Source organism: Ruegeria sp. BE10, from assembly GCF_056538905.1.
On record NZ_JBQFTX010000001.1, the window covers coordinates 357,711 to 379,100 of the forward strand.

A 21,390-nucleotide genomic window follows, 5' to 3' on the forward strand; every position below is an offset into this window, starting at 1 on the left:
GCTATTTAGTCAATCCGCGCAGCCCGCCGGAAATCAGGATGTTCACTTCATACAGGATGCGCGGCGCTGCAAAACCGCCCGGGCTGGCCAGATAATTCGGGCTCCATTCCGGGTCGAACTTCTGCTTGAAGGATCGCAATCCTTCAAAGTGATAAAACTGTTCGCCATGCTCATAGACGAACCCGCCGACACGGTTCCAGAACGAGGCCAGTTGCCGGTTCTCGATCCCCGAAAACGGCGCCGCGCCCAGCGAGAACCAGTGGAACCCCTGCTCTGCTCCCCATGACATCATCTCGGCAAACAGCGCGTCCATAATGAAGTTCGAGCCGTCGGGTTCGTATCGCATCAGGTCCAGCGACAGTTCGGATTTATGGCCGCCCTGGAACAGATTGGCAAAGGCCACGATTTTGCCCGTGTCCCCATCTCGCAGCACGGCAAAGTCAAAATAAGATAGGTAGTCATCATCGAATCCACCAAGAGCAAATCCCTTTTCCTCACCCGCTTTGTGCTCGAGCCAGTCATCGGAGATTTTGCGCAGTTCCGGCAACACAGGGGCCAGTTCTTCTTTCGGGATGATCTCGAATACGTACCCTTCACGCTCGGCCCGGCCTTTGGCCTGTCGGAACCGTTTGCGCGATTTCCCATCCAGCGAGAAGTCTTTCAACGGCACACGCGCGACCTCACCGATTTTCAAGATGGACAGACCCAGATCCAGAAAGGTTGGCAGATATTTGGTCGAGACGCTGTAAAACGCACAGAGCTTGCCCTCGCGGTCGGCCATTTCGCGCAGCTGCCAGATCAGTTGCTGACCGGCTTTTTCATCGCCAACCGGCTCTCCCTTGGTGATTAGAGCGTTGCCGGTGTCGGCATAAGCAAGAAACGCGGATTCATCGGGCGCGATCAGAAACTGCTTGTCACCGGTCAGTGAAATCTGCGCTTCGGTATCTTCGCTTTCCAATGCCAACCGTTCGACGGCAGGCGGTATTTCTGTGCGTACCGGTTCAGGGATTTCCCGCCCGAATAGTGAGTTCACAGCCACCACACCAAGTATGACCGCTACCACCAGGCTGGAACGCAGGAACCGTGAGGCGTCGCCGCTCCACGCGAAATCCCACCACAGGGCGTTCTGGTATTCGACATGCGAATAGGCAAACAGCCCGATCCAGAAAATGACCGCCAACAGGGCCACTACGCTGACCAGCCACGGGATGTTCAGCCGAAAAATCGACGCGCCGCTGACCCGGTAAAACGCACCCCGGAATGTGGCCAGCACCGCGATTGAGGCCAGCATGCCGATCGCCTCGTGCGTATCCAACCCCTTGGTCAACGAGGCAACGAAACCGGCCACCATCAGCAACATCGCCACGATCCAGGCACGATAAAGTTTGCGGAACAAACCGCGCGAAATCAGGATCAGAAGAACACCTATTGCACTGCCTGCCAGATGTGAGGCTTCGACAAAGGACAAAGGCAGAAAATCTCGCAAAACACCAAGGCTTTGACTGCTGGACGGTAAGGCCCCGGACACCAACAGGATGATCCCGGCAACCGCAGTCACGCCTGCGGCAACCATCGGCACAATCGGCCGGATCGCGCGATAGACCCATGTGGCCGCGCCACTGATATGGTGGCGATGCGTCAGCGCCGAGGCCACAGCAATCGACACGCTGGCAATGACAAAAGGCAGAAATGTGTAGACCAGACGATACAGCAGCAAGGCCGCGATTACGTCAGACCGGCCAGAGGCACCCAAACCTGCGATCAATGTCGCCTCGAACGCGCCAATGCCGCCCGGCGCGTGACTTACGATCCCAACGGCAATAGCCCCAATAAAGATCGTGAAGAAATAGGGGTAGCCAACCCCAAGGTCATCGGGCATCAGGGTATAAAGCACCATCGAAGCGCCAAACAGGTCCCCGATCGCGGCCAGCGTTAGCAAGCCTGCCAGTTTGCCGCCAGGCAAGTTGAACCCAAATCCGCCATAGGCCAACTTGCGCCCGCCCCGCGCGAGCCAGAGGAACAAGGCCACCAACGCGGCCAACAGGCACAGACCGATTATGGTCTCAGTCGTGTCGCTGATCGGCAGAACATTTGAAATACCATCGGGATGCAGGGTAAGCAGTATGCCCAGCAACAGCACCAGCCCGGACCAGAACGCGATCCAAGAGGTCGCGATGACCCCGGCAACCCGGCTTAGGTCCAACCCAAGCGAGGCGTAGATGCGATAGCGGATCGCCGTTCCGGTAATGTAGGAAAAGCCAAGGCAGTTCGATACGGCATAACCACTGGCTCCGGCCATGCCAGCTACGGTCAGGGGAACCTCTCCGTCCGCCACGCTTTGCACGGCCAGCACGTCGTACATGGACAAGGACAAAAAGCTGAAACAGGTCCAGCACAGCGCGATGAACATCAGTTTCCAGGATGTATTTGCCACATCCACCTGAACATCGGCCCATTTCACGTGCTGGGACAGTTCGTGCAGTACGACCAGCGCAATCAACGTCACCAGGATCGGAACCGCAATTCTGACCGCGGGCTTTTCAAGGAACCCGGTGACCCGCTCGGCCAGACGAACGGCCCAAAGCTCTTTGTCAGTCTCCTGCGTGGTCATGGTTCCCCCCTGCTCCGAGGCACTGCAACGATCCTGTGCGTGGATCGGCGACGCAGGGCAACCTTGGCACAATTTCCTTGAACGTCAAAGCACTACAAGGGATCAGACCCGCCCTTTACGCGTGGACAGCAACAGATTGGTCTCGGACCGCGTTATCCCCTCCATCCGCCGGATCTGAAACAAGACCTCGTCCAGTTCCGCTAAAGTTTCGGTGCCGATCTCGGCAATTAGATCCCAACTGCCGTTGGTCGTATGCACGGCGCGCACTTGGCGTAGGGCTGCGATTCTGGCCATCGTGCGTTCGGTCCCGCGGCCTTCGATCTCAAGCATCATAAGGCCCCGCACCGGGCTTTCCGCCACATCCAAGCGGGTCAGGACGGTAAAGCCTACAATCTCACCTGATTGTTTCAGACGCTGCAGGCGGCTGCGCACCGTGGTGCGGGTGACGCCCAGCGTCTCGGCCAGTTCAGACAGCGAGGCCCGCGCATCCCGGTGCAGCGCATTCAGCAACCTACTGTCCAAATCGTCCATAGTCATTTCTCATTTCGTTTATTGAGGTTTCATTTTGAACATTTTGCTCTCTTTTCGCAACCCACCCTGCGGAACTAAACAAACATATGGACAACAAACACGTTATATTGGTCGGCGCCCCGATGGACGCTGGCAAGCGTCGTCAGGGCTGCCGTATGGGGCCTGACGCCTATCGAGTGGCCGGTCTGGATCAGGCTTTGGCCAATCTGGGTCATCAGGTTTCAGACATTGGCGATGTCCAGCCGGACAGCACGGATGTGGCTGAGGACACACATCTGTTCGCCCTGCCCGAGGTTATCGGCTGGACCAACGCGCTAAGCCGTGCGGCGCAGGAAACTGCCCCTAAGGGTCTGCCGATCTTTATGGGCGGCGACCACGCGCTGTCGATGGGAACCGTTGCAGGGATGGCCGCCCATGCCCAGCAGATCGGACGCCCTCTATTCGTGCTTTGGCTGGATGCCCATAGCGACTTTCACACCCCTGACAGCACTGGCAGCGGCAACCTGCACGGTACTCCTGTCGCCTATTTCACCGGCCAGGCGGGTTTTGATAATTTCCCAACCGTACCCGCACCGGTTCCAACAGATCGCGTGGGCATGATTGGCTTGCGCTCGGTCGATCCTGCCGAGCGCGCACGGCTTGAGGAAGATCACGCCATGCTGGCCGATATGCGCAGCATTGACGAACACGGTATCAAAGCCCCATTGAACGCGTTTCTTGATCGGGTCCGGGCGGAGAATGGCATCCTGCATGTCTCGCTGGATGTCGACTTTCTTGATCCCTCGATCGCCCCTGCCGTCGGCACCACCGTCCCCGGCGGCGCGACCGAACGCGAGGCGCATCTGGTGATGGAGCTGCTGCACGAAAGCGGCCATGTCTGCTCGTTGGACCTGGTCGAGCTGAACCCGTTTCTGGACGAACGCGGCCGTACCGCAAAACTGATGGTCGATCTGGCCGCCTCTTTGTTGGGCCGCCGCATCTTTGACCGCCCAACACGGAGCTTCTAATGCACTCATTGCAAGCCCCCCCTGCCGTCGTGATGATCCGGCCCCACGCGTTTGCTTCTAACCCTGAGACGCGCGACGACAACGCGTTTCAGACTTTGGCCAACCGCTCGGCCGCGGCCACCTCTGCTCAGGCGCGTGATGAACATGATCAGGCGGTCGCATTGCTGCGCGATGCGGGTGTAAAGGTTCATGTCTTCGACGATCACGGGGACCTCGACACACCCGACAGCGTGTTCCCCAACAACTGGTTCTCGACCCACCCCGGCGGGCATGTGGCAATCTATCCAATGTTCGTTCCGTCGCGCAGGCGCGAACGCCGCGCGGACGTCATTGAGATGCTGAAACAGGAATACCGTGTTCAGGACGTGATTGACTATTCCGGGCTTGAGCAGGACAAACTGGCGCTGGAAGGCACCGGAGCAATGGTTCTAGACCACGTTGGCCGCGTCGCTTACACAGTCAAATCCAACCGTGCCGATCCCGTTTTGTTGGAGCGTTTCTGCACCCATTTCAATTATGAGCCTATTATGTTCGAAGCACATGATGCCGAAGGGCGAGATGTCTATCACACCAATGTTCTGATGGGTATCGGCAGCGAATATGCACTGATCTGTCTGGACATGATCACCGATCCGGAACGGCGCGCGACCGTAAAAGCCCGGTTGGAAGAATCCGGTCGCACGGTCATTGACCTGACCCACGAACAGATCGCCGAATTTGCGGGCAACGCCATCGAACTCAGCGGTCGGGATGGCCTGGTTTTGGCGCTGTCGTGCCGGGCGCTTGCCGCCCTGACCCCGGATCAACTCGCAACAATCGAAGCCAGCGCAACGCCGCTGCCGCTGTCGGTTCCCACAATTGAAACTGCCGGTGGATCCGTGCGCTGTATGATTGCAGGCATCCACCTGTCCCGTCGATAGGAGACCCCAATGCAACCATCTGAAAAGGCGCTTGTGCCCTTTGTATCCGTCGACAACATGATGCGTCTGGTGCATCACGTCGGGCTTGAGAAGATGATCACCCAAATCGCGGCCCAAATCGAAGCCGATTTCAAGCGTTGGGAGAGCTTCGACAAAACCCCACGCATCCCGGCCCACTCGCCGCATGGCGTGATCGAATTGATGCCCACATCGGATGGTGAGGCCTACGGATTCAAATACGTGAACGGTCACCCCAAGAACACCTCCGAAGGGCTGCAGACCGTGACCGCGTTTGGCCTGCTGGCTGATGTCTACACCGGCTATCCCACCCTGCTGACCGAGATGACGATGCTGACCGCCCTGCGTACAGCCGCAACCTCGGCACTAGTGGGCAGTTATCTGGCGCCAAAATCTTCGTCGGTTATGGCCATGATCGGCAACGGCGCGCAATCAGAGTTCCAGTGCCTGGCTTTCAAGGCCATGTGCGGGATTGATACGGTTCGTTTGTATGACACCGATCCGAATGCCACCAAGAAATGTGCCGCGAACCTTCAAGGCAAAGGTCTGACTGTAGTGCTCTGCAAAACCGCCGAAGAGGCCATCGAAGGTGCACACATCATCACGACCTGCACCGCCGACAAGAAATACGCCACGATCCTGACTGACAACATGGTCGGCCCCGGCGTTCACATCAACGCCATCGGCGGTGACTGTCCCGGCAAAACCGAATTGCATCGTGATATCCTGTTGCGGTCAGAAATCTTCGTGGAATACCCCGAGCAGACCCGTATCGAAGGCGAGATTCAGGCGCTGGACGACACCCATCCAGTGACCGAAATGTGGCAGGTCATGACCGGCCAGGCCAAAGGGCGCAGCGATGATCGTCAAATCACTTTGTTCGACAGCGTCGGCTTTGCGATCGAGGATTTCTCGGCCCTCCGCTACATCAAGTCCGCTATCGAGGGCACTGATTTATTTGAACCTTTGGACATGCTGGCCGATCCTGACGATCCGCGCGATCTATTTGGAATGCTGATGCGGGCAAGCTAAAGAACCCGCAACTGGCATTACCTCGCCCCCGGTTCATCACCGGGGGCTTTTTCTATCCGGCCAGTGACGGCAGGTAGAGGACGATGGCCGGGAACGCCACAAGCAACGCGATGGTAATCGCGTCGGCGATGAAGAACGGTGTCACGCCTTTGAAGACGTCTTGAACGCTCAGGTCCGGGCGCACGCCAGCGACGACAAAGCAATTCAGGCCAATCGGCGGCGTGATCAGGCAGAATTCGGCCATTTTCACAACCAGTATACCGAACCAGATCGCACACATCGGCCCCGACATGCCAAAGGCACTTTCAGCGGCGCTGACGGTTTCCCCACCGTTCAGAGCCATGACGGCCGGGTACACGACCGGTAGCGTCAGCAGCAGCATTCCGATGGCATCCATGAACATGCCCAACACCGCATAGGCCAGCAGGATGCAAATCAGGATCAGCATCGGCGACATCTCAAGCGAGGTGATCCAGTCCGAAAACGCGCCCGGCAGATCGGCGAAACCAAGGAACCGCACGTAGATCAACACGCCCCAGATGATCGAAAAGATCATCGCGGTCAGTTTGGCGGTTTCAAGCAACGCGGATTTCAACTCGGTCCAGCGCATGCCGTGGAACAGGGCAAAACAGAAGACAATGAAGGCGCCGATGGCACCACCCTCGGTTGGCGTGCCCCAGGCCATTTCTCCGAACGGGTTATAGACAAAGCAGATGATGATCAGGATCACAGCCACAATCGGCAAGGCACCGGGCAAGGACGCAAAGCGCTGTTTCCATGTAAACCCCGTGACCGGAGGCCCAACGGATTTGAAAATCACCGCTATTCCCACAATAAGCAGGCCATAGATAACTGCCGAAAACGCCCCCGGGATGAACCCGGCCAACAGCAGCTTACCCACGTCCTGTTCAACGATGATGGCATAGATCACAAGAATGGCCGAAGGCGGGATCAGAGAGGCCAGCGTACCCCCGGCAGCAACGACTCCGGCAGCGAATTGCTTGTTGTAACCGACTTTCAGCATCTCGGGGATGGCGATGCGGGCGAAAACCGCGGATGTAGCGACCGACGCGCCCGACACGGCGGCAAACCCGGCTGTCGCGAACACGGTCGAAACCGCCAGCCCACCCGGTACCCACGCCACCCAGCGTTTGGCCGCCTCGAACAAGGCCTTGGTCAGGCCCGCGTAATAGGCCAAGTATCCGATCAGGATAAAAGTCGGGATCAGGCTGAGCGTATGCGCCGCGACTTTGGAATGCGGCACCTGCCCGGCTGTTTTGACAGCCACAGTCAATGCTTTGCCAAACCGATCCGGGTCATATCCAAATTTGGCCCAGAAGATCCACACCAGCCCGACCAACCCGGCAAGCCCAGCGGCAAAGGCGACCCGCATCCCTGTGACGACCAATACAAGCAGGCCACCTGTAACCCACAGACCAATGTCTATTGTGTCCATGCGCTAGTCCTGCCCTTCGAATTGCTCGGCCTCGGCAGCGGCCTGTGCTGCCGCATCCTGGATCAACGGGACAGCCACCGGATGTTCGAGCCCCAGCACAAAAGCACGCCCATATCCCCAGACCTGCAACACCAGCCGCGCGCACAGGACCGAAAACGCCACGGGCGCCAGCAGCTTGGCAGGCCAAAGCGGAATGCCGATGTCAATTGAACTGTCACGGCTCCACAGCGGTGCGCCAAAATCGAACGAGCGGTCGAAATGGGACCAGCTGCCCCAGACCAGTGCCAGCATAAGCACAAGGATCAAAACTACCGAGATCAGTTCGAATAGCCACAGCGCCCGCCCGTGCAGACGCGCGATCACGATATCCATACGAATATGACCGCCTTCGCGCTGCACGTATGAGATTCCAAGGAAGGCAATCAGCGGCATGGCCTGTTCGATCCAGTCCACATAACCGGGCAAAGGCGCGTTAATCGCGTTTCGGCCACTGACCGAAACCACCGCAAGCACCATAAGGCCAAAAACGGCAAGCCCGCTGATCAATGCCAAAAACTGCTCTAACCTCAAGAGCTGACGATCCAGCCAACTGAGCCGACTGCCGTCCTCAAGCACCGTGGCTTGTCCTGCCATTCCGGTGATCCCCTGTTTTTTGATGAGCGTCCGGGTGCCCGGTCAGGCACCCGGAAAAGGAACTCAGTTTCCGCCGCGCTGTTGCTTCAGCGTAGCTTGAACCAGATCATAGAGGTCCTGCGCTGGCAGACCCTGTGCTGACATATCCGCAATCCACTGTTCACGGATCGGATCGGCTGCCTTAGCACGGAATTCTTCAAGAACGGCATCGTCGATCTCAACTTTTTCAACGCCCTTCTCAGACAAAACGCTATCCCACTGCTCAAGCAGCCCGCCGTAGTTCGCAAGGTAATGGTCAATCGCCTCGTCGATCGAACTGTTCAGCGCCTCCTTGTGCTCCGCAGGCAGCGCTTCATAGGCTTCGATATTCACCACCACCGGGCAGTTGACCGTGCCGGGGTTCAGGTTAGCGGTCCACCAGTCGGCTTCATTGATGGTGCCGAAAGACAGGTGAGCGTGTTGGGCAAAGGCAACCGTGTCGACAACACCTGATTCCATCGCGTTGAACGCTTCTGTTGCTGGGACAGAGGTCGGCACACCGCCCACAGCCTCGAACGCCTGCCCCAGGCCACCAGTGGCACGTACACGCATCCCGTCAAAATCCGCCAATTCGTCGCGCGGATCACCAGTACCGACCAGATTGTACTGCGGCATTGGTGAGGTCATGATGATGCGCGCGTTCCACTGCGCCATCTCATCCTTAACGGCCGGGTGATCGTAGACCGCGTGGCTGACAGCCACTTCTTCGTCAAGATTGTTCACGCCCAAAAACGGCAGCTCAAGCACTGTGATCGCTCGGTTCTTGTCGCGGTGATACCCGGCGCAGAATTGAGCCATTTCAAAAGCACCGATTTCAATGCCGTCCAGATTTTCCTTGGGCTTTGACAGGCCACCGTAGCTGACGTTGATGGTGAACTCGCCACCCGTCTTTTCGCCAACCAGTTCGGCCAACTTTTCGACATGTTCAGTAAAGGCGCGCCGCTTGCCCCAAACCGAGGCATTCCATTCGGTTGCAGCAGCCTCTGAGACGAATGCAACACCCAAGGCGGCGACGGCCGCGCCGCTCAACATCTTTTTCATCATGAATTCTCCCTTTGTTGCGCTTCTTCTCCAAGCGCTTGCGATCAAAGCTAGCGCCAACATTGATGTGTGCCAACCCCGGACAAATTCACCAAGCACCAGAAGACAGCGCTAACAACCAATAGGTGTATCCAAGATTCAAAAATTACGGTTGATCATCTGCATCCACCAATCAAAAATTTCATGACACTTACTATTTTGGTTTTATTTATTTTTTTGAAATTCATAGTGGTTTTATTTACTATTATTTGCACACTAACAAAATTTCTTTACAAACAAATCTAAAGATATCGGTAATTTATTTAATTGTTTTCAGTTTCGCTTATTATTTGACGTGGGGAGGAAACGGGTCGACATCGCCCGTTCCGCGGGCAAGATTTGGCCCAGTGAAATAAAGTCCAGAGGGAGGAGCCTCAGAATGACAACCGCTGCTCAAGCAGATGCCAAGGTCTATCCGCCATCCGCAGAAACCGTTGCCCGCGCCCATGTCGATGCCGACGCATACACCCAGATGTACAACGCCTCGATCGAAAATCCTGTGGCGTTCTGGGATGAGCAAGGCAAGCGAGTAGATTGGATCAAACCGTATACACAAGTCAAAGATGTCAGCTATGATTTCGGCTCGGTTGGAATAAACTGGTATGCCGACGGCACACTGAATGTGGCAGCCAACTGTCTGGATCGCCATCTGAAAACACGCGGCGACCAGACCGCGATCATCTGGGAGCCGGATGACCCGAACGACGACGCCCAGCACATAACCTATGCCGAGCTGCACCGCCGCACCTGCCGAATGGCCAATATTCTGGAATCTCTGGGCGTTCGCAAAGGTGACCGGGTGGTGATCTATCTGCCGATGATCCCCGAGGCAGCCTATGCGATGCTGGCCTGTGCGCGTATTGGCGCGATCCATTCCATCGTATTCGCGGGCTTTTCGCCCGACGCGCTGGCAGCGCGGATCAACGGCTGCGATGCCAAGGTGGTTATCACGGCGGATGAGGCCCCGCGCGGCGGTCGCAAGACCCCTCTTAAGTCCAATGCGGATGCCGCTCTGCTGCACTGTAAAGACACCGTGAAATGTCTGGTGGTCAAGCGCACCGGCGGCCAGACCACATGGGTTGACGGCCGCGATTTCGATTACAACGAAATGGCGCTTGAAGCGGATGACTATTGCGCGCCCGCCGAGATGAACGCCGAAGACCCTTTGTTCATCCTGTATACTTCCGGATCAACCGGTCAGCCCAAAGGCGTGGTGCATACCACTGGTGGCTATCTGGTCTACGCAGCCATGACGCATCAGATCACCTTCGATTACCACGATGGCGACATCTATTGGTGTACCGCAGACGTAGGCTGGGTCACCGGCCACAGCTATATCGTCTATGGCCCGCTGGCCAATGGTGCGACGACCCTGATGTTCGAAGGCGTGCCGACCTACCCCGACGCTGGCCGTTTTTGGGAAGTCTGCGCCAAGCACAAGGTAAACCAGTTCTATACCGCCCCCACGGCGATCCGCGCATTGATGGGTCAGGGTACCGAATGGGTCGAAAAGCACGATCTGAGCGATCTGAAAGTGCTGGGCACCGTGGGTGAACCGATCAACCCCGAAGCGTGGAACTGGTATAACGAGGTTGTCGGCCAGGGCAATTGCCCCATCGTCGACACATGGTGGCAGACCGAAACCGGCGGTCACCTGATGACCCCCCTGCCCGGCGCACATGCGATGAAGCCCGGCTCGGCGATGAAGCCGTTCTTTGGAATTCAGCCTGTCGTTCTTGACCCGCAATCGGGTGTCGAAATCACAGGAAACGGGGTCGAGGGTGTGCTGTGCATCAAAGACAGCTGGCCCGGACAGATGCGCACCGTCTGGGGAGATCACGAGCGGTTCGAGAAAACCTATTTTGCCGACTACAAAGGCTATTACTTCACGGGCGACGGTTGCCGCCGGGATGAGGATGGCGACTACTGGATCACTGGCCGCGTCGATGACGTGATCAACGTCTCGGGCCACCGTATGGGTACGGCCGAGGTAGAAAGCGCGCTGGTGGCGCACGCCGCCGTGGCCGAAGCTGCTGTTGTCGGTTATCCCCATGATATCAAAGGGCAAGGCATTTATTGCTATGTCACTCTGATGAACGATCGCGAGCCTTCGGATGAGCTTCTGAAAGAGCTGCGCACTTGGGTTCGCACAGAAATTGGCCCGATTGCCAGCCCCGATGTGATCCAATGGGCCCCCGGCCTGCCCAAGACCCGTTCCGGCAAAATCATGCGCCGTATCCTGCGCAAAATCGCCGAAAACGACTTTGGCTCGCTGGGTGATACTTCGACCTTGGCCGATCCGTCGGTGGTCGAAGATCTGATCGAAAACCGCGCAAGTAAGTGAGGATGTGATGGACGCTGCCACGACCACCACCCCCGCCGTTCTGATCCTTCTCGGCCCTCCGGGCGCCGGGAAGGGCACGCAGGCGCGGATGCTCGAAGACACGTTCGGGCTTATACAACTCAGCACCGGCGACCTGTTGCGCGCCGCCGTTGCCGCCGAGACCGAGGCCGGACTTGCTGCAAAGGCCGTTATGGAAGCTGGCGATCTGGTCAGCGACGAGATCGTCATCGCTATCTTGCGCGATCGGCTGGATGAACCGGACTGCGCCAAAGGCGTCATTCTGGACGGCTTCCCGCGTACGACCGTGCAGGCCGAGGCGCTGGACGGTTTGCTGTCGGAGAACGGCCAGAAAATCAGCGCCGCAATCAGCCTTGAGGTCGAGGACGCCGAAATGGTCACCCGCATCTCGGGCCGTTATACCTGCGCAGGCTGTGGTGAAGGGTTTCATGACACGTTCAAGGTCCCCGCGGTCGAGGGCAAATGCGACAAATGCGGCCATACCGAGTTCAAACGCCGCGCCGACGACAACGCCGAAACTGTTGCCTCGCGCCTTGCTGCCTATCACGCCCAAACCGCGCCGCTGATCACTTACTATGAATCCCACGGTGTTCTGCAACGCACTAACGCAATGGGCAAGATCGAAGACATCGCTAACGACCTCAAGAATATCGTGGGTCACGCGATGAGTTAAGGGGAGGAGAAAAGCCCCCCAAGGCTTTGATCTAACAAGAGAATACTTCAATGGACCCGCCTTGGCGGACCAGAGGAGTCTTGCCTGACATCATGCTGGTGCCAGGCACAATCGAGAAGCGGCCCAAGTCACTGGAGGAGTTGGGCACGGGCCGCCCAACGAGGAAGCGAAGGAGGAACCCGCAATGGCGGATCAATCAACAAACTCCGCGCAGGCTGCCGAGGCCGACAAGGGCTATTGGCAGGCCAACCTGCGTCTCATCTACATCAGCCTCGTGATCTGGGCGCTGGTGTCTTTTGGATTCGGCATTCTGCTGCGTCCGCTGCTGTCCGGTATCGCCGTTGGCGGCACCGATCTGGGCTTTTGGTTCGCTCAGCAGGGATCAATCCTGGTCTTTCTGGTGCTGATCTTCAACTACGCCTGGCGCATGAACAAACTGGACGCCGAATACGGCGTGGATGAGGAGTAAACCCCATGGACCAGTTTACTATCAACCTGCTGTTTGTCGGCGCGTCCTTTGCGCTGTACATCGGCATCGCGATCTGGGCCCGGGCGGGTTCCACATCGGAATTTTACGCCGCCGGTCGCGGCGTTCACCCGGTCACCAACGGTATGGCAACAGCGGCCGACTGGATGTCGGCGGCTTCGTTCATCTCGATGGCGGGTCTGATTGCCTTTACCGGCTATGACAACTCGACCTTCCTGATGGGATGGACCGGTGGCTACGTGCTGCTGGCACTGTTGCTTGCGCCTTACTTGCGTAAATTCGGCAAGTACACAGTATCGGAATTCATCGGCGACCGCTTCTACAGCCAGACCGCACGTATCGTTGCGGTGATCTGTCTGATCGTGGCCTCTGTGACTTACGTAATCGGTCAGATGACCGGCGTTGGCGTGGCCTTTGGCCGCTTCCTCGAGGTGTCCAACACATCCGGTCTGCTGATCGGTGCCTGTGTCGTGTTTGCTTACGCGGTGTTCGGCGGGATGAAGGGTGTGACCTATACTCAGGTCGCTCAGTACTGCGTGCTGATCACAGCCTATACCATCCCGGCAATCTTTATCTCGCTGCAGCTGACCGGCACGCCGATTCCGGCGCTGGGTCTTTTCAGTGATACCGCCAGTGGTGAGCCTCTGCTGACCAAGCTGGACGCAATCGTGACCGAGCTGGGCTTTGCCGACTACACAGCACACCATTCGAACACGTTGAACATGGTGTTGTTCACGCTGTCGCTGATGATCGGTACTGCTGGTCTGCCGCACGTGATCATGCGCTTCTTCACCGTGCCTCGCGTGGCTGACGCCCGTTGGTCGGCTGGCTGGACGCTGGTCTTCATCGCGCTGCTGTATCTGACCGCCCCTGCGGTTGGCGCAATGGCCCGCCTGAACATCACCGACATGATGTGGCCCAATGGTGGCATCGAAGGTGGTGCCGTTTCGGTCGAGGAAATCGACACGGATCCGCGTTATGACTGGATGCAGACATGGCAGAAAACCGGGCTGCTGGATTGGGAAGACAAGAACGGCGACGGTAAAATCCAGTACTACAACGATCAGAATGCAGACATGCAGGTGCTTGCCGAAGAAAAAGGCTGGGTTGGTAACGAGTTGACCAAGTTCAACCGCGACATCCTGGTTTTGGCCAACCCTGAGATCGCCAACCTGCCAGGTTGGGTGATCGGTCTGGTCGCTGCCGGTGGTCTTGCCGCCGCTCTGTCGACCGCTGCGGGCCTGTTGCTGGCAATCTCGTCGGCTGTGTCTCATGACCTTGTCAAAGGCGCGATCAACCCACAGATCTCGGAAAAAGGAGAGCTTCTGGCGGCGCGGATCGCAATGGCCGTGGCTATCGTTGTCGCAACCTATCTGGGTCTGAACCCACCGGGCTTTGCGGCGCAAACCGTGGCCTTGGCCTTTGGTCTGGCGGCAGCTTCGATCTTCCCGGCGCTGATGATGGGGATCTTCTCGACCCGCATCAACAACACCGGCGCGGTCGCAGGTATGCTGGCAGGTCTGACCGTGACCCTGGTCTACATCTTCCTGCACAAAGGTTGGCTGTTCATTCCGGGCACCAACTCGTTCACCGATGCTGATCCGCTGCTGGGTCCGATCAAATCGACCTCGTTCGGTGCAATCGGTGCGATGATCAACTTCGGTGTCGCCTACGTGGTCGCTGGTATGACCAAAGAGACCCCGCAGGAGATCGTGGAATTGGTCGAAAGCGTTCGCATTCCCCGTGGCGCTGGCGCAGCTCAGAATAAATGAGCATGATGCGGTAAATGGATAAATTCCATGTGCCGCGTCTTTCGACCAACTGTTCCCGCCCGGCATTTCACCGGGCGGGATTTTTCAAACGGAAACTAAGGAGTGTCTGATGCCCCTGTCCCATGACCAGATCACCCGGTTTCTGAAATCCGTACACCCTTATGACGCCCTGCCGCCCGAGACGCTGGACGATCTCGCCAACCAGATCGAGGTGTGGGAGGTCGACGAAGGGCTACCCGTGTACGAGCTTGGCAACACTCTGCCCGGCATCTTTGTAATCTATGAAGGACAGGTTGAGATCACGGATGAAAACGGCGCTGTCGTTTCGCATTTGGGACTGCGCAATTCCTTTGGCGAGCGCGGACTGCTGAAAGACGGCAAGGCCGCGACCCATGCACACGCGCATACGCCGTCCGTTCTGATGGTTCTGCCCCCCAATGTGGTGCGCGGGCTGATCGACGGCCATGACGTTGTTGCCAATTTCTTCAACCGTACGCGGGGGGAACGGGCCGGCCCACAAAGCCTGGCCACCAGTGCGATTGACGTTCTGATGGCCCACAACCCGGCCACCTGTCCTCCGGACATGCAAGTTCAAAAAGCCGCGCGGGTGATGCGCGATCGCCATATCTCGTCTCTGTGCGTGACCCACGACGACACGCTGCTGGGCATCGCAACGCTGCGGGACGTAGCCGGAAAATACGTGGCGGACAACATGCCCGAAACAACGCCCGTTTCAGCGATCATGACACCTGATCCCGTCACTCTTTCACCCTCCGATATCGGATCGGACGTGTTGCATGTGATGATGGAGCGCGGGATCGGCCATATCCCGATCTGTGAAGGCGGCAAGCTGGTCGGTATCGTCACGCAGACCGATCTGACCCACTATCAGGCCGTAAACTCGGCCGAACTGGTTCGGCGGATCGCTCATGCCAACTCTGCGGGTGAAATGGCACTGGTCACGGCTGAAATTCCTCAACTTCTGGTGCAGCTGGTGGCCAGCGGTAACCGGCATGAGATCGTTACCCGCCTGATCACCGACATCGCCGATACTGTGACCCGCCGTCTGCTGGCGCTGGCAGAAAAGAAATTGGGCCCGCCGCCCGTGCCTTATTTGTGGCTAGCCTGTGGTTCGCAAGGGCGGCAAGAGCAGACCGGCGTATCGGATCAGGACAATTGCCTGATGCTGGACGACAACGTGTCTGACGGCGACATGGCCTATTTCAGCGAACTGGCAAAATTTGTTTCGGACGGGTTGGACACTTGCGGGTATTTCTATTGCCCGGGCGACATGATGGCGACCAACCCCCGCTGGTGTCAGCCGGTGAGGGTATGGCGGGATTATTTCAACGGCTGGATCGCCAAACCGAACCCCGAGGCGCAAATGCTAGCCTCGGTCATGTTCGACCTGCGCCCCATCGGCGGCGCGTTCGAACTGTTCGAGGATCTGCAAGCCGACACGCTGGCTGCAGCCAACGCGAATTCGATCTTCGTGGCGCACATGATTTCCAATTCATTAAAGCACACGCCCCCGCTCGGCCTGTTGCGAGGTTTTGCCACCATCCGCTCGGGCGAACATCGCAATACGCTTGATCTGAAACATAACGGCGTTGTGCCGGTGGTTGATCTGGCCCGCATCTACAGCCTTCAGGGTCAGTTGCCCGAGGCCAACACCCGCGCCCGCTTGAAAGCCGCCGAAGCGGCCCAGGTTCTTAGCCCTTCGGGCGCGCGGGATATTCTGGACGCCTATGACTTGATCGCTGAAACACGGCTGGAACATCAGGTGAGGCTGGTCAAATCCGGCAAAAACCCCGACAACTATCTTCCACCATCGACTTTGTCTGACTTTGAGCGAAGTCATCTGCGAGACGCCTTTGTCGTCGTAAAAACAATGCAGTCGGCGGTGGGCCATGGCAAAGGTATGCTGAACTAGGCAGGCCCAAACGGGCGCAAAAGCGTTAAACCAGGAGAAAAACATGTTTCTGGAACTGATCGGCACCATCTTTGCAGGGATCGCCTTTGCAGGTGTGGTGATGGGAGTGAACAAACTGACGGGTGGCCGTCTGCCCCGCTGGGCGGCTCCGGTCGCGGCCGGGCTGGGTATGATCGGCATGACCATAGCCAGCGAGTATTCCTGGTACGACCGAACCACTGAAACGCTGCCGGAAGAAATGGAAATCGTGCAAGAGGTTGAAAGCCGGGCCTTCTATCGCCCGTGGACCTATGCCGTACCGTTCGTCAATCGCTTTGCCGCGATCGACACCGCCTCGGTCCGCACCAACGAGCAGGTGCCGGATCAACGCCTTGTGGACATGTATTTCTTTGGTCGCTGGTCCCCGATCTCGAAACTGCCGGTGGCCGTCGACTGCGCCACCAACAGCCGTGCCAGCCTGGCCGATGGAGCTGAGTTCGGTGACGACGGCCAATTGCTCAATGCCGACTGGCTGACCGTCAACGCCGAGGACCCCATCGTCGAGGCCACCTGCGGAGTGTAACATGCTGACACGGCTTAGCCTGCGCGTCCGAATTTTTCTGTTCTTCTGCTTGATGGCAGTGGGCGCACTGGCCGTTAGCTCTGTGGCACTTTGGGTAAGCTATCTGCGTGTCGCTGATCCTGCGTTAGCAAGTGCTTTTATCCTGGCTGAAATCCTTATGGGTTTCGGCTTCATCGCCTTGATCATTGCCGTCTGGCTGCTGTTTGACGACAACGTGGCAAAGCCCATCGAACGTCTATCGGCCCAGCTGCGCGCCCGCGCACATGCGGGCGTCAGCACGGATATGGACATGCAGGCCGCGCGTTATCTGGGCGACCTGGCCCCAGCGGCAGCCGGGTTGGCGGATCAGCTGTCAGGCAAGACCATGGATGTGGCTCAGGCCGTGGCTGCTGAGACTGCGCATTTGTCTGCTGAAAAACAAAGACTGACGGCCCTGCTGACCGAGATTCCGGTGGCGATGGTGCTGGCCAGCCCCACCCACAAAATCGTGCTGTACGATGGGCAGGCCGCCGGAGTGCTGGCCCAAATCGCCCATCCCCGCTTGAACGCCTCGCTTTACGAATACCTGCAACCCGTGCCACTGCAACAAGCCTACGAGAAACTGTCAAAAACCGGGCTTGAGGTCGAATGCACCCTGACCAGCATCGACGGCGCGCAAACCTATTCCGCCCGCATGAAGCCGCTGGGCGACGCGCCCGGCTATCTGCTGATATTCGACGAAAGCGCCGCTAATATCGCACCCGAGGCTGCGCGCCCACTGGTATACGACTTTGACTTGCTGAACAGCGCGGTCGCGGGCGAGTTCGAATCTCTCGCCCTTCGCGATCTGTGTTTTGTGGTGTTTGACACCGAAACCACGGGACTACTGCCGCACAAGGACGAAATCGTCCAGATCGGCGCGGTAAGGGTTGTGAATGGACGCATCGTTCAGGGCGAGCGGTTTGATATGTTGGTTGATCCGGGCATGCCGATCCCGCCGGCTTCGACCAAAGTTCATCATATCAGCGACCACATGGTTCAGGGCGCACCGGATATTGCTGCGGCGGGGCGCACGTTCCACCAATTCGCGCGGGATGCGGTGATCGTGGCCCATAACGCGCCTTTCGACATGGCCTTTCTGCGGCGCCATGCAAAACGCATGGATGTCGACTGGGATCACCCCATCCTCGACACTGTTTTGCTATCTGCCGTTCTGTTCGGCGCCAGCGACAAGCACACCCTGGATGCGTTGTGTGACAGGTTAGAGATTGCCATTCCGCACGACCTGCGCCACACCGCCCTTGGCGACGCTGTCGCCACAGCGCAAGCACTGGTCAAGATGCTGCCGATGCTGCAAGCCCGTGGCATGACAACCTTTGGCGCAGTCATCGAGGCAACCCGTCAGCATGGCCGCCTGCTGGAAGATTTGAACTGAACGTCAAAATATTCGCTCAAGATTCAGCTTTTCATGGACAATTCCGGCAGACCGTGGCACCTGATGCGCGGCCACTGCACGAGCGGACAATGACTGAAAAGACCTTCACCCCAACTCCTGACCAAAGTACCGCTTTTCGCGAAGCGCTGGGGTGTTTCGGCACAGGTGTCACCGTCATCACGACGAACACCGAAAACGGACCGCGTGCGATAACCGTCAACTCGTTCTCATCGGTCTCGCTGGACCCACCGTTGGTGCTGTGGTGCCTGGCAAAAGACTCGTTTCGGTTCAATTCCTTTAATGCCTGCCAACACTATTCCATTCACGTGATGGCACAGGAACAGCAGGATCAGGCACTGCAGTTCGCGCGTGATGGGTTGGATTTCTCGCACGTGGAATGGGATACGGATCACAAAGGCAGACCGCAACTGAACCAGTGTCTGGCCCGGTTCGATTGCCAATTACATGCCAAGCACGAGGCCGGGGATCACCTGATCTTGGTTGGTGAGGTCGAACAGGTGATGTATCGCACAGGCAAAGGCCTGATTTTCAAACGCGGTCAGTTCGGCGGCTTCGCGGACCTGCTGTAACCTTCATTCATCAAGCGAGCCGTGAACGGCCAACGCCTCAAGCTGTGTTTCCTGTGGGGTGATAATACGGAACGCTTCGTGCACACCCGTGTCGGACAACTCACGCGCGACCGTCAACAATGTGTTCGGGGCGTGTTCTTCGCAAAGCTCACTCATATGGACGATTTCGGCCTGTGCCACACCCAAGGCCGCTTCGACTGAAGGCGCACCGTAGAATTGCACAAAATGCTCGGCCAGAGTTTGCACGATCTGGTCCAACTCGGCCTGTTCGATCTGGGTCACGGCGACAAATGTCACGCGCCCAAAGGTTTCGACGCCCAACCAACCGTTTGAAAACGCCTGCCGCGCCTTGCCTTCCAGATCGGCCTCACCCCAGTTCGAGAATTCAAACCCGCCTGATATGCACCATTCCCCCGTCCGAGCCGGTGAATGGAACACATTCATGTCGCTTTCATCGAAATGGATCGCACGGGCCAGTTTCATCATTGGTTCTCCAATAGTTCGGTCAGCGGGCGTAAACGTGTTTCATCGCCGTCACGGATCAGCATACCGAACCGCTCATCGGTGCCCAGAAACACGCCCGTCTCTCCGTAGGGCTCTCCGACGCCGCGCAGCAGCCCCATCCATTCGCCGTGCAAAGGGGCGTTGCCGTCCTCTTGCCAGCGATTGAGCCAGGTCAGCATATGCCGCGACCAGCTTTCAACCAGTTGTGCTGCTGAGACATCGGCGCACCCTTCGTCATGCAGTGCGGTGACATCCGGCGTTTTCCCCGGATCATCCCCGGTTTGCAGCAACGCCAGTTCCCAATTGACCACCAGCCAATCGGGTTCTTGCCCGGGATCGCAGCCTGAGGCGGCGGTGCGGAACATTCCACACTTCGCCCCGTTCACGCAAATCAGTCCATCCCAGCCCAAATGCACGGCAACCTCGGGCGGAGCCAGCGCGCCCAGCGCGTTCTGAAACCCCACGGCGCACAAAGGCAGCATCGCCATAGCGTCCTGCAAAGGCACCTCGGGCGCAAAAACGATGGCAACGCGCAAGCGGTCGGCCTGAATGTTGTAAACCACCGTCCCCGCGTCGCAGCCCAGCGCGGCCATGGCTTGGGCGCGGTCGAACGGGTCTTCCCCGCCCTGCACAGGATGGCCCGTCAGCAATGGCGGAAAGACCGGTTGGTTCATGCGTTACCCTTGGCGATCATATCGCGGGCGACTTTGCGGAATGCCTCAGCCTGCGGGCTGTCGGGTTTGCTGATCACGATGGGCGCGCCCCCGTCCGCAGCGACCCGGATATCCAGATGCAGGGGGATTTCACCCAGCAGCGGAACACCCAGCGCTTCGGCCTCAGATTTCACACCGCCGTGGCCGAACACGTGTTCCTCATGCCCACAGTTGGAGCAGATATGGGTCGACATGTTTTCGATCATGCCGACGATAGGAGTCTTGAGCTGGTTGAACATGTCGATCCCTTTGCGGGCATCGATCAAGGCCACGTCCTGCGGGGTAGATACAACAATGGCACCGTCCACCTTGAACTTTTGGCTCAGCGTCAGTTGCACGTCACCGGTGCCTGGCGGCAAGTCCACGATCAGCACGTCCAAAGCGCCCCACTGAACCTGGCTCATCATCTGTTGCAGCGCGCCCATCAGCATTGGGCCGCGCCAGACAACCGCTTGCCCTTCATTGGTCATCAGACCCATCGACATCATGGTGACGCCGTGATTGCGCAGCGGCAGGATCGTCTTGCCATCGGGGCTGGCCGGACGGCCCGAGACACCCAGCATCCGGGGCTGCGACGGGCCATAAACATCAGCGTCCAATAGACCGACACGACGACCCTCGGCCGCCAGCGCACAGGTAAGGTTGGCCGAAACGGTGGATTTACCTACCCCGCCTTTACCCGAGGCAATGGCGATTATTCGATCCACCCCCGGTACGGCCTGCGGGCCGGTTTGCGATGGCTTGGGTTTCGGTTTCAGATCTGGCGGAGCCTTTTCCGAATGCGCGGTCAGCAGAGCAGACACATTGGCCACACCGTCTGCCAACTTTGCGGCCTGCTCGGCGGCGGCACGAACGGGCTCCATTCGCTCGGCCTGTTTCGGATCAATCTCAAGTACGAACCGAACGGTGTCACCTTCGACATTCAGCGCGCGCACCACTCCGGCGCTGACGATATCCTGCCCGGATACAGGGTCTGTGATCTTTTTCAGGTTTGCCAGAACCGCGTCACGAACACTCATGCCATTACCCCTTTAATTCCACCCACGATGAGGT

19 protein-coding genes are annotated in these 21,390 nt (G+C 58.1%); 11 read left to right on the forward strand and 8 right to left on the reverse strand.

What is annotated here, in order from left to right; genetic code table 11:
• Position 1: 1 nt before the first annotated feature.
• Both mprF and ACR0M2_RS01780 read right to left on the reverse strand, forming a co-directional pair.
• Positions 2-2,611 carry a bifunctional lysylphosphatidylglycerol flippase/synthetase MprF gene (gene mprF, locus ACR0M2_RS01775; RefSeq protein WP_480703891.1) on the reverse strand — a complete coding sequence of 870 codons (2,610 nt, stop codon included), beginning with the start codon at positions 2,609-2,611 and terminating at the stop codon, positions 2-4.
• Positions 2,612-2,713: 102 nt separating this feature from the next.
• Positions 2,714-3,142 carry an Lrp/AsnC family transcriptional regulator gene (locus ACR0M2_RS01780; protein WP_058280995.1) on the reverse strand — a complete coding sequence of 143 codons (429 nt, stop codon included), beginning with the start codon at positions 3,140-3,142 and terminating at the stop codon, positions 2,714-2,716.
• Positions 3,143-3,228: 86 nt separating this feature from the next.
• Here ACR0M2_RS01780 and rocF point away from each other — a divergent pair, with 86 nt between their 5' ends.
• Genes rocF through ACR0M2_RS01795 form a run of 3 tightly spaced genes read left to right on the forward strand, consistent with a single transcriptional unit; the run spans position 3,229 to position 6,119 of the window.
• The gene (gene rocF, locus ACR0M2_RS01785) at positions 3,229-4,149 is read left to right on the forward strand and encodes an arginase (RefSeq protein ID WP_170374938.1); all 921 of its coding nucleotides are present in this window, start codon (positions 3,229-3,231) and stop codon (positions 4,147-4,149) included.
• Positions 4,149-5,069: a citrulline utilization hydrolase CtlX gene (gene ctlX / locus ACR0M2_RS01790; protein WP_480703892.1), complete on the forward strand. Its 921-nt coding sequence runs from the start codon at positions 4,149-4,151 to the stop codon at positions 5,067-5,069. The genes rocF and ctlX overlap by 1 nt, the downstream gene beginning before the upstream one ends.
• Positions 5,070-5,078: 9 nt before the next feature.
• Positions 5,079-6,119, forward strand: a complete 1,041-nt coding sequence (locus ACR0M2_RS01795; RefSeq protein ID WP_480703893.1) for an ornithine cyclodeaminase — start codon at positions 5,079-5,081, stop codon at positions 6,117-6,119.
• A 52-nt stretch (positions 6,120-6,171) separates the two neighbouring features.
• Here ACR0M2_RS01795 and ACR0M2_RS01800 read toward each other — a convergent pair whose 3' ends face one another.
• From ACR0M2_RS01800 to ACR0M2_RS01810, 3 genes are all read right to left on the reverse strand, one after another.
• Positions 6,172-7,575 carry a TRAP transporter large permease gene (locus tag ACR0M2_RS01800; RefSeq protein WP_480703894.1) on the reverse strand — a complete coding sequence of 468 codons (1,404 nt, stop codon included), beginning with the start codon at positions 7,573-7,575 and terminating at the stop codon, positions 6,172-6,174.
• Positions 7,576-7,578: 3 nt separating this feature from the next.
• Positions 7,579-8,208, reverse strand: coding sequence for a TRAP transporter small permease (locus ACR0M2_RS01805; protein WP_170358049.1), 630 nt, complete (start codon positions 8,206-8,208; stop codon positions 7,579-7,581).
• A 63-nt stretch (positions 8,209-8,271) separates the two neighbouring features.
• Positions 8,272-9,288, reverse strand: coding sequence for a C4-dicarboxylate TRAP transporter substrate-binding protein (locus ACR0M2_RS01810; protein ID WP_170349382.1), 1,017 nt, complete (start codon positions 9,286-9,288; stop codon positions 8,272-8,274).
• Between the two features lie 418 nt (positions 9,289-9,706).
• Here ACR0M2_RS01810 and acs point away from each other — a divergent pair, with 418 nt between their 5' ends.
• The 8 genes from acs to ACR0M2_RS01850 all read left to right on the forward strand — a co-directional run bounded on the left by acs (position 9,707) and on the right by ACR0M2_RS01850 (position 19,120).
• Positions 9,707-11,671: an acetate--CoA ligase gene (gene acs / locus ACR0M2_RS01815; protein ID WP_170348426.1), complete on the forward strand. Its 1,965-nt coding sequence runs from the start codon at positions 9,707-9,709 to the stop codon at positions 11,669-11,671.
• Positions 11,672-11,678: 7 nt separating this feature from the next.
• Positions 11,679-12,362, forward strand: coding sequence for an adenylate kinase (locus ACR0M2_RS01820; RefSeq protein WP_480703895.1), 684 nt, complete (start codon positions 11,679-11,681; stop codon positions 12,360-12,362).
• Between the two features lie 184 nt (positions 12,363-12,546).
• Complete coding sequence (locus tag ACR0M2_RS01825; protein ID WP_170348424.1) at positions 12,547-12,831, forward strand: DUF4212 domain-containing protein; 285 nt, start codon at positions 12,547-12,549, stop codon at positions 12,829-12,831.
• A 5-nt stretch (positions 12,832-12,836) separates the two neighbouring features.
• The gene (locus tag ACR0M2_RS01830) at positions 12,837-14,621 is read left to right on the forward strand and encodes a sodium:solute symporter family protein (protein ID WP_170348423.1); all 1,785 of its coding nucleotides are present in this window, start codon (positions 12,837-12,839) and stop codon (positions 14,619-14,621) included.
• A 109-nt stretch (positions 14,622-14,730) separates the two neighbouring features.
• Positions 14,731-16,554 carry a DUF294 nucleotidyltransferase-like domain-containing protein gene (locus tag ACR0M2_RS01835; protein WP_480703896.1) on the forward strand — a complete coding sequence of 608 codons (1,824 nt, stop codon included), beginning with the start codon at positions 14,731-14,733 and terminating at the stop codon, positions 16,552-16,554.
• Between the two features lie 43 nt (positions 16,555-16,597).
• Positions 16,598-17,116 (forward strand): hypothetical protein, encoded by a 519-nt coding sequence (locus ACR0M2_RS01840; protein ID WP_170348421.1) that lies wholly within the window; start codon positions 16,598-16,600, stop codon positions 17,114-17,116.
• Between the two features lies 1 nt (position 17,117).
• Positions 17,118-18,530: a 3'-5' exonuclease gene (locus ACR0M2_RS01845; RefSeq protein ID WP_480703897.1), complete on the forward strand. Its 1,413-nt coding sequence runs from the start codon at positions 17,118-17,120 to the stop codon at positions 18,528-18,530.
• Positions 18,531-18,619: 89 nt separating this feature from the next.
• Positions 18,620-19,120: a flavin reductase family protein gene (locus tag ACR0M2_RS01850; protein ID WP_170548406.1), complete on the forward strand. Its 501-nt coding sequence runs from the start codon at positions 18,620-18,622 to the stop codon at positions 19,118-19,120.
• Between the two features lie 3 nt (positions 19,121-19,123).
• On the opposite strand, the gene ACR0M2_RS01855 is transcribed toward ACR0M2_RS01850, so the two are convergent.
• From ACR0M2_RS01855 to ACR0M2_RS01865, 3 genes are read right to left on the reverse strand one after another with little or no spacing between them, the layout of a single operon-like run.
• Positions 19,124-19,603: a DUF6505 family protein gene (locus ACR0M2_RS01855; RefSeq protein WP_170359302.1), complete on the reverse strand. Its 480-nt coding sequence runs from the start codon at positions 19,601-19,603 to the stop codon at positions 19,124-19,126.
• Positions 19,603-20,298, reverse strand: a complete 696-nt coding sequence (locus ACR0M2_RS01860; RefSeq protein ID WP_170358039.1) for a biotin/lipoate--protein ligase family protein — start codon at positions 20,296-20,298, stop codon at positions 19,603-19,605. The genes ACR0M2_RS01855 and ACR0M2_RS01860 overlap by 1 nt, the downstream gene beginning before the upstream one ends.
• Entirely contained in the window at positions 20,295-21,356 is a 1,062-nt protein-coding gene (locus ACR0M2_RS01865) for an Mrp/NBP35 family ATP-binding protein (RefSeq protein WP_480703898.1), read from the reverse strand. The genes ACR0M2_RS01860 and ACR0M2_RS01865 overlap by 4 nt, the downstream gene beginning before the upstream one ends.
• Between the last annotated feature and the right edge of the window lie 34 nt (positions 21,357-21,390).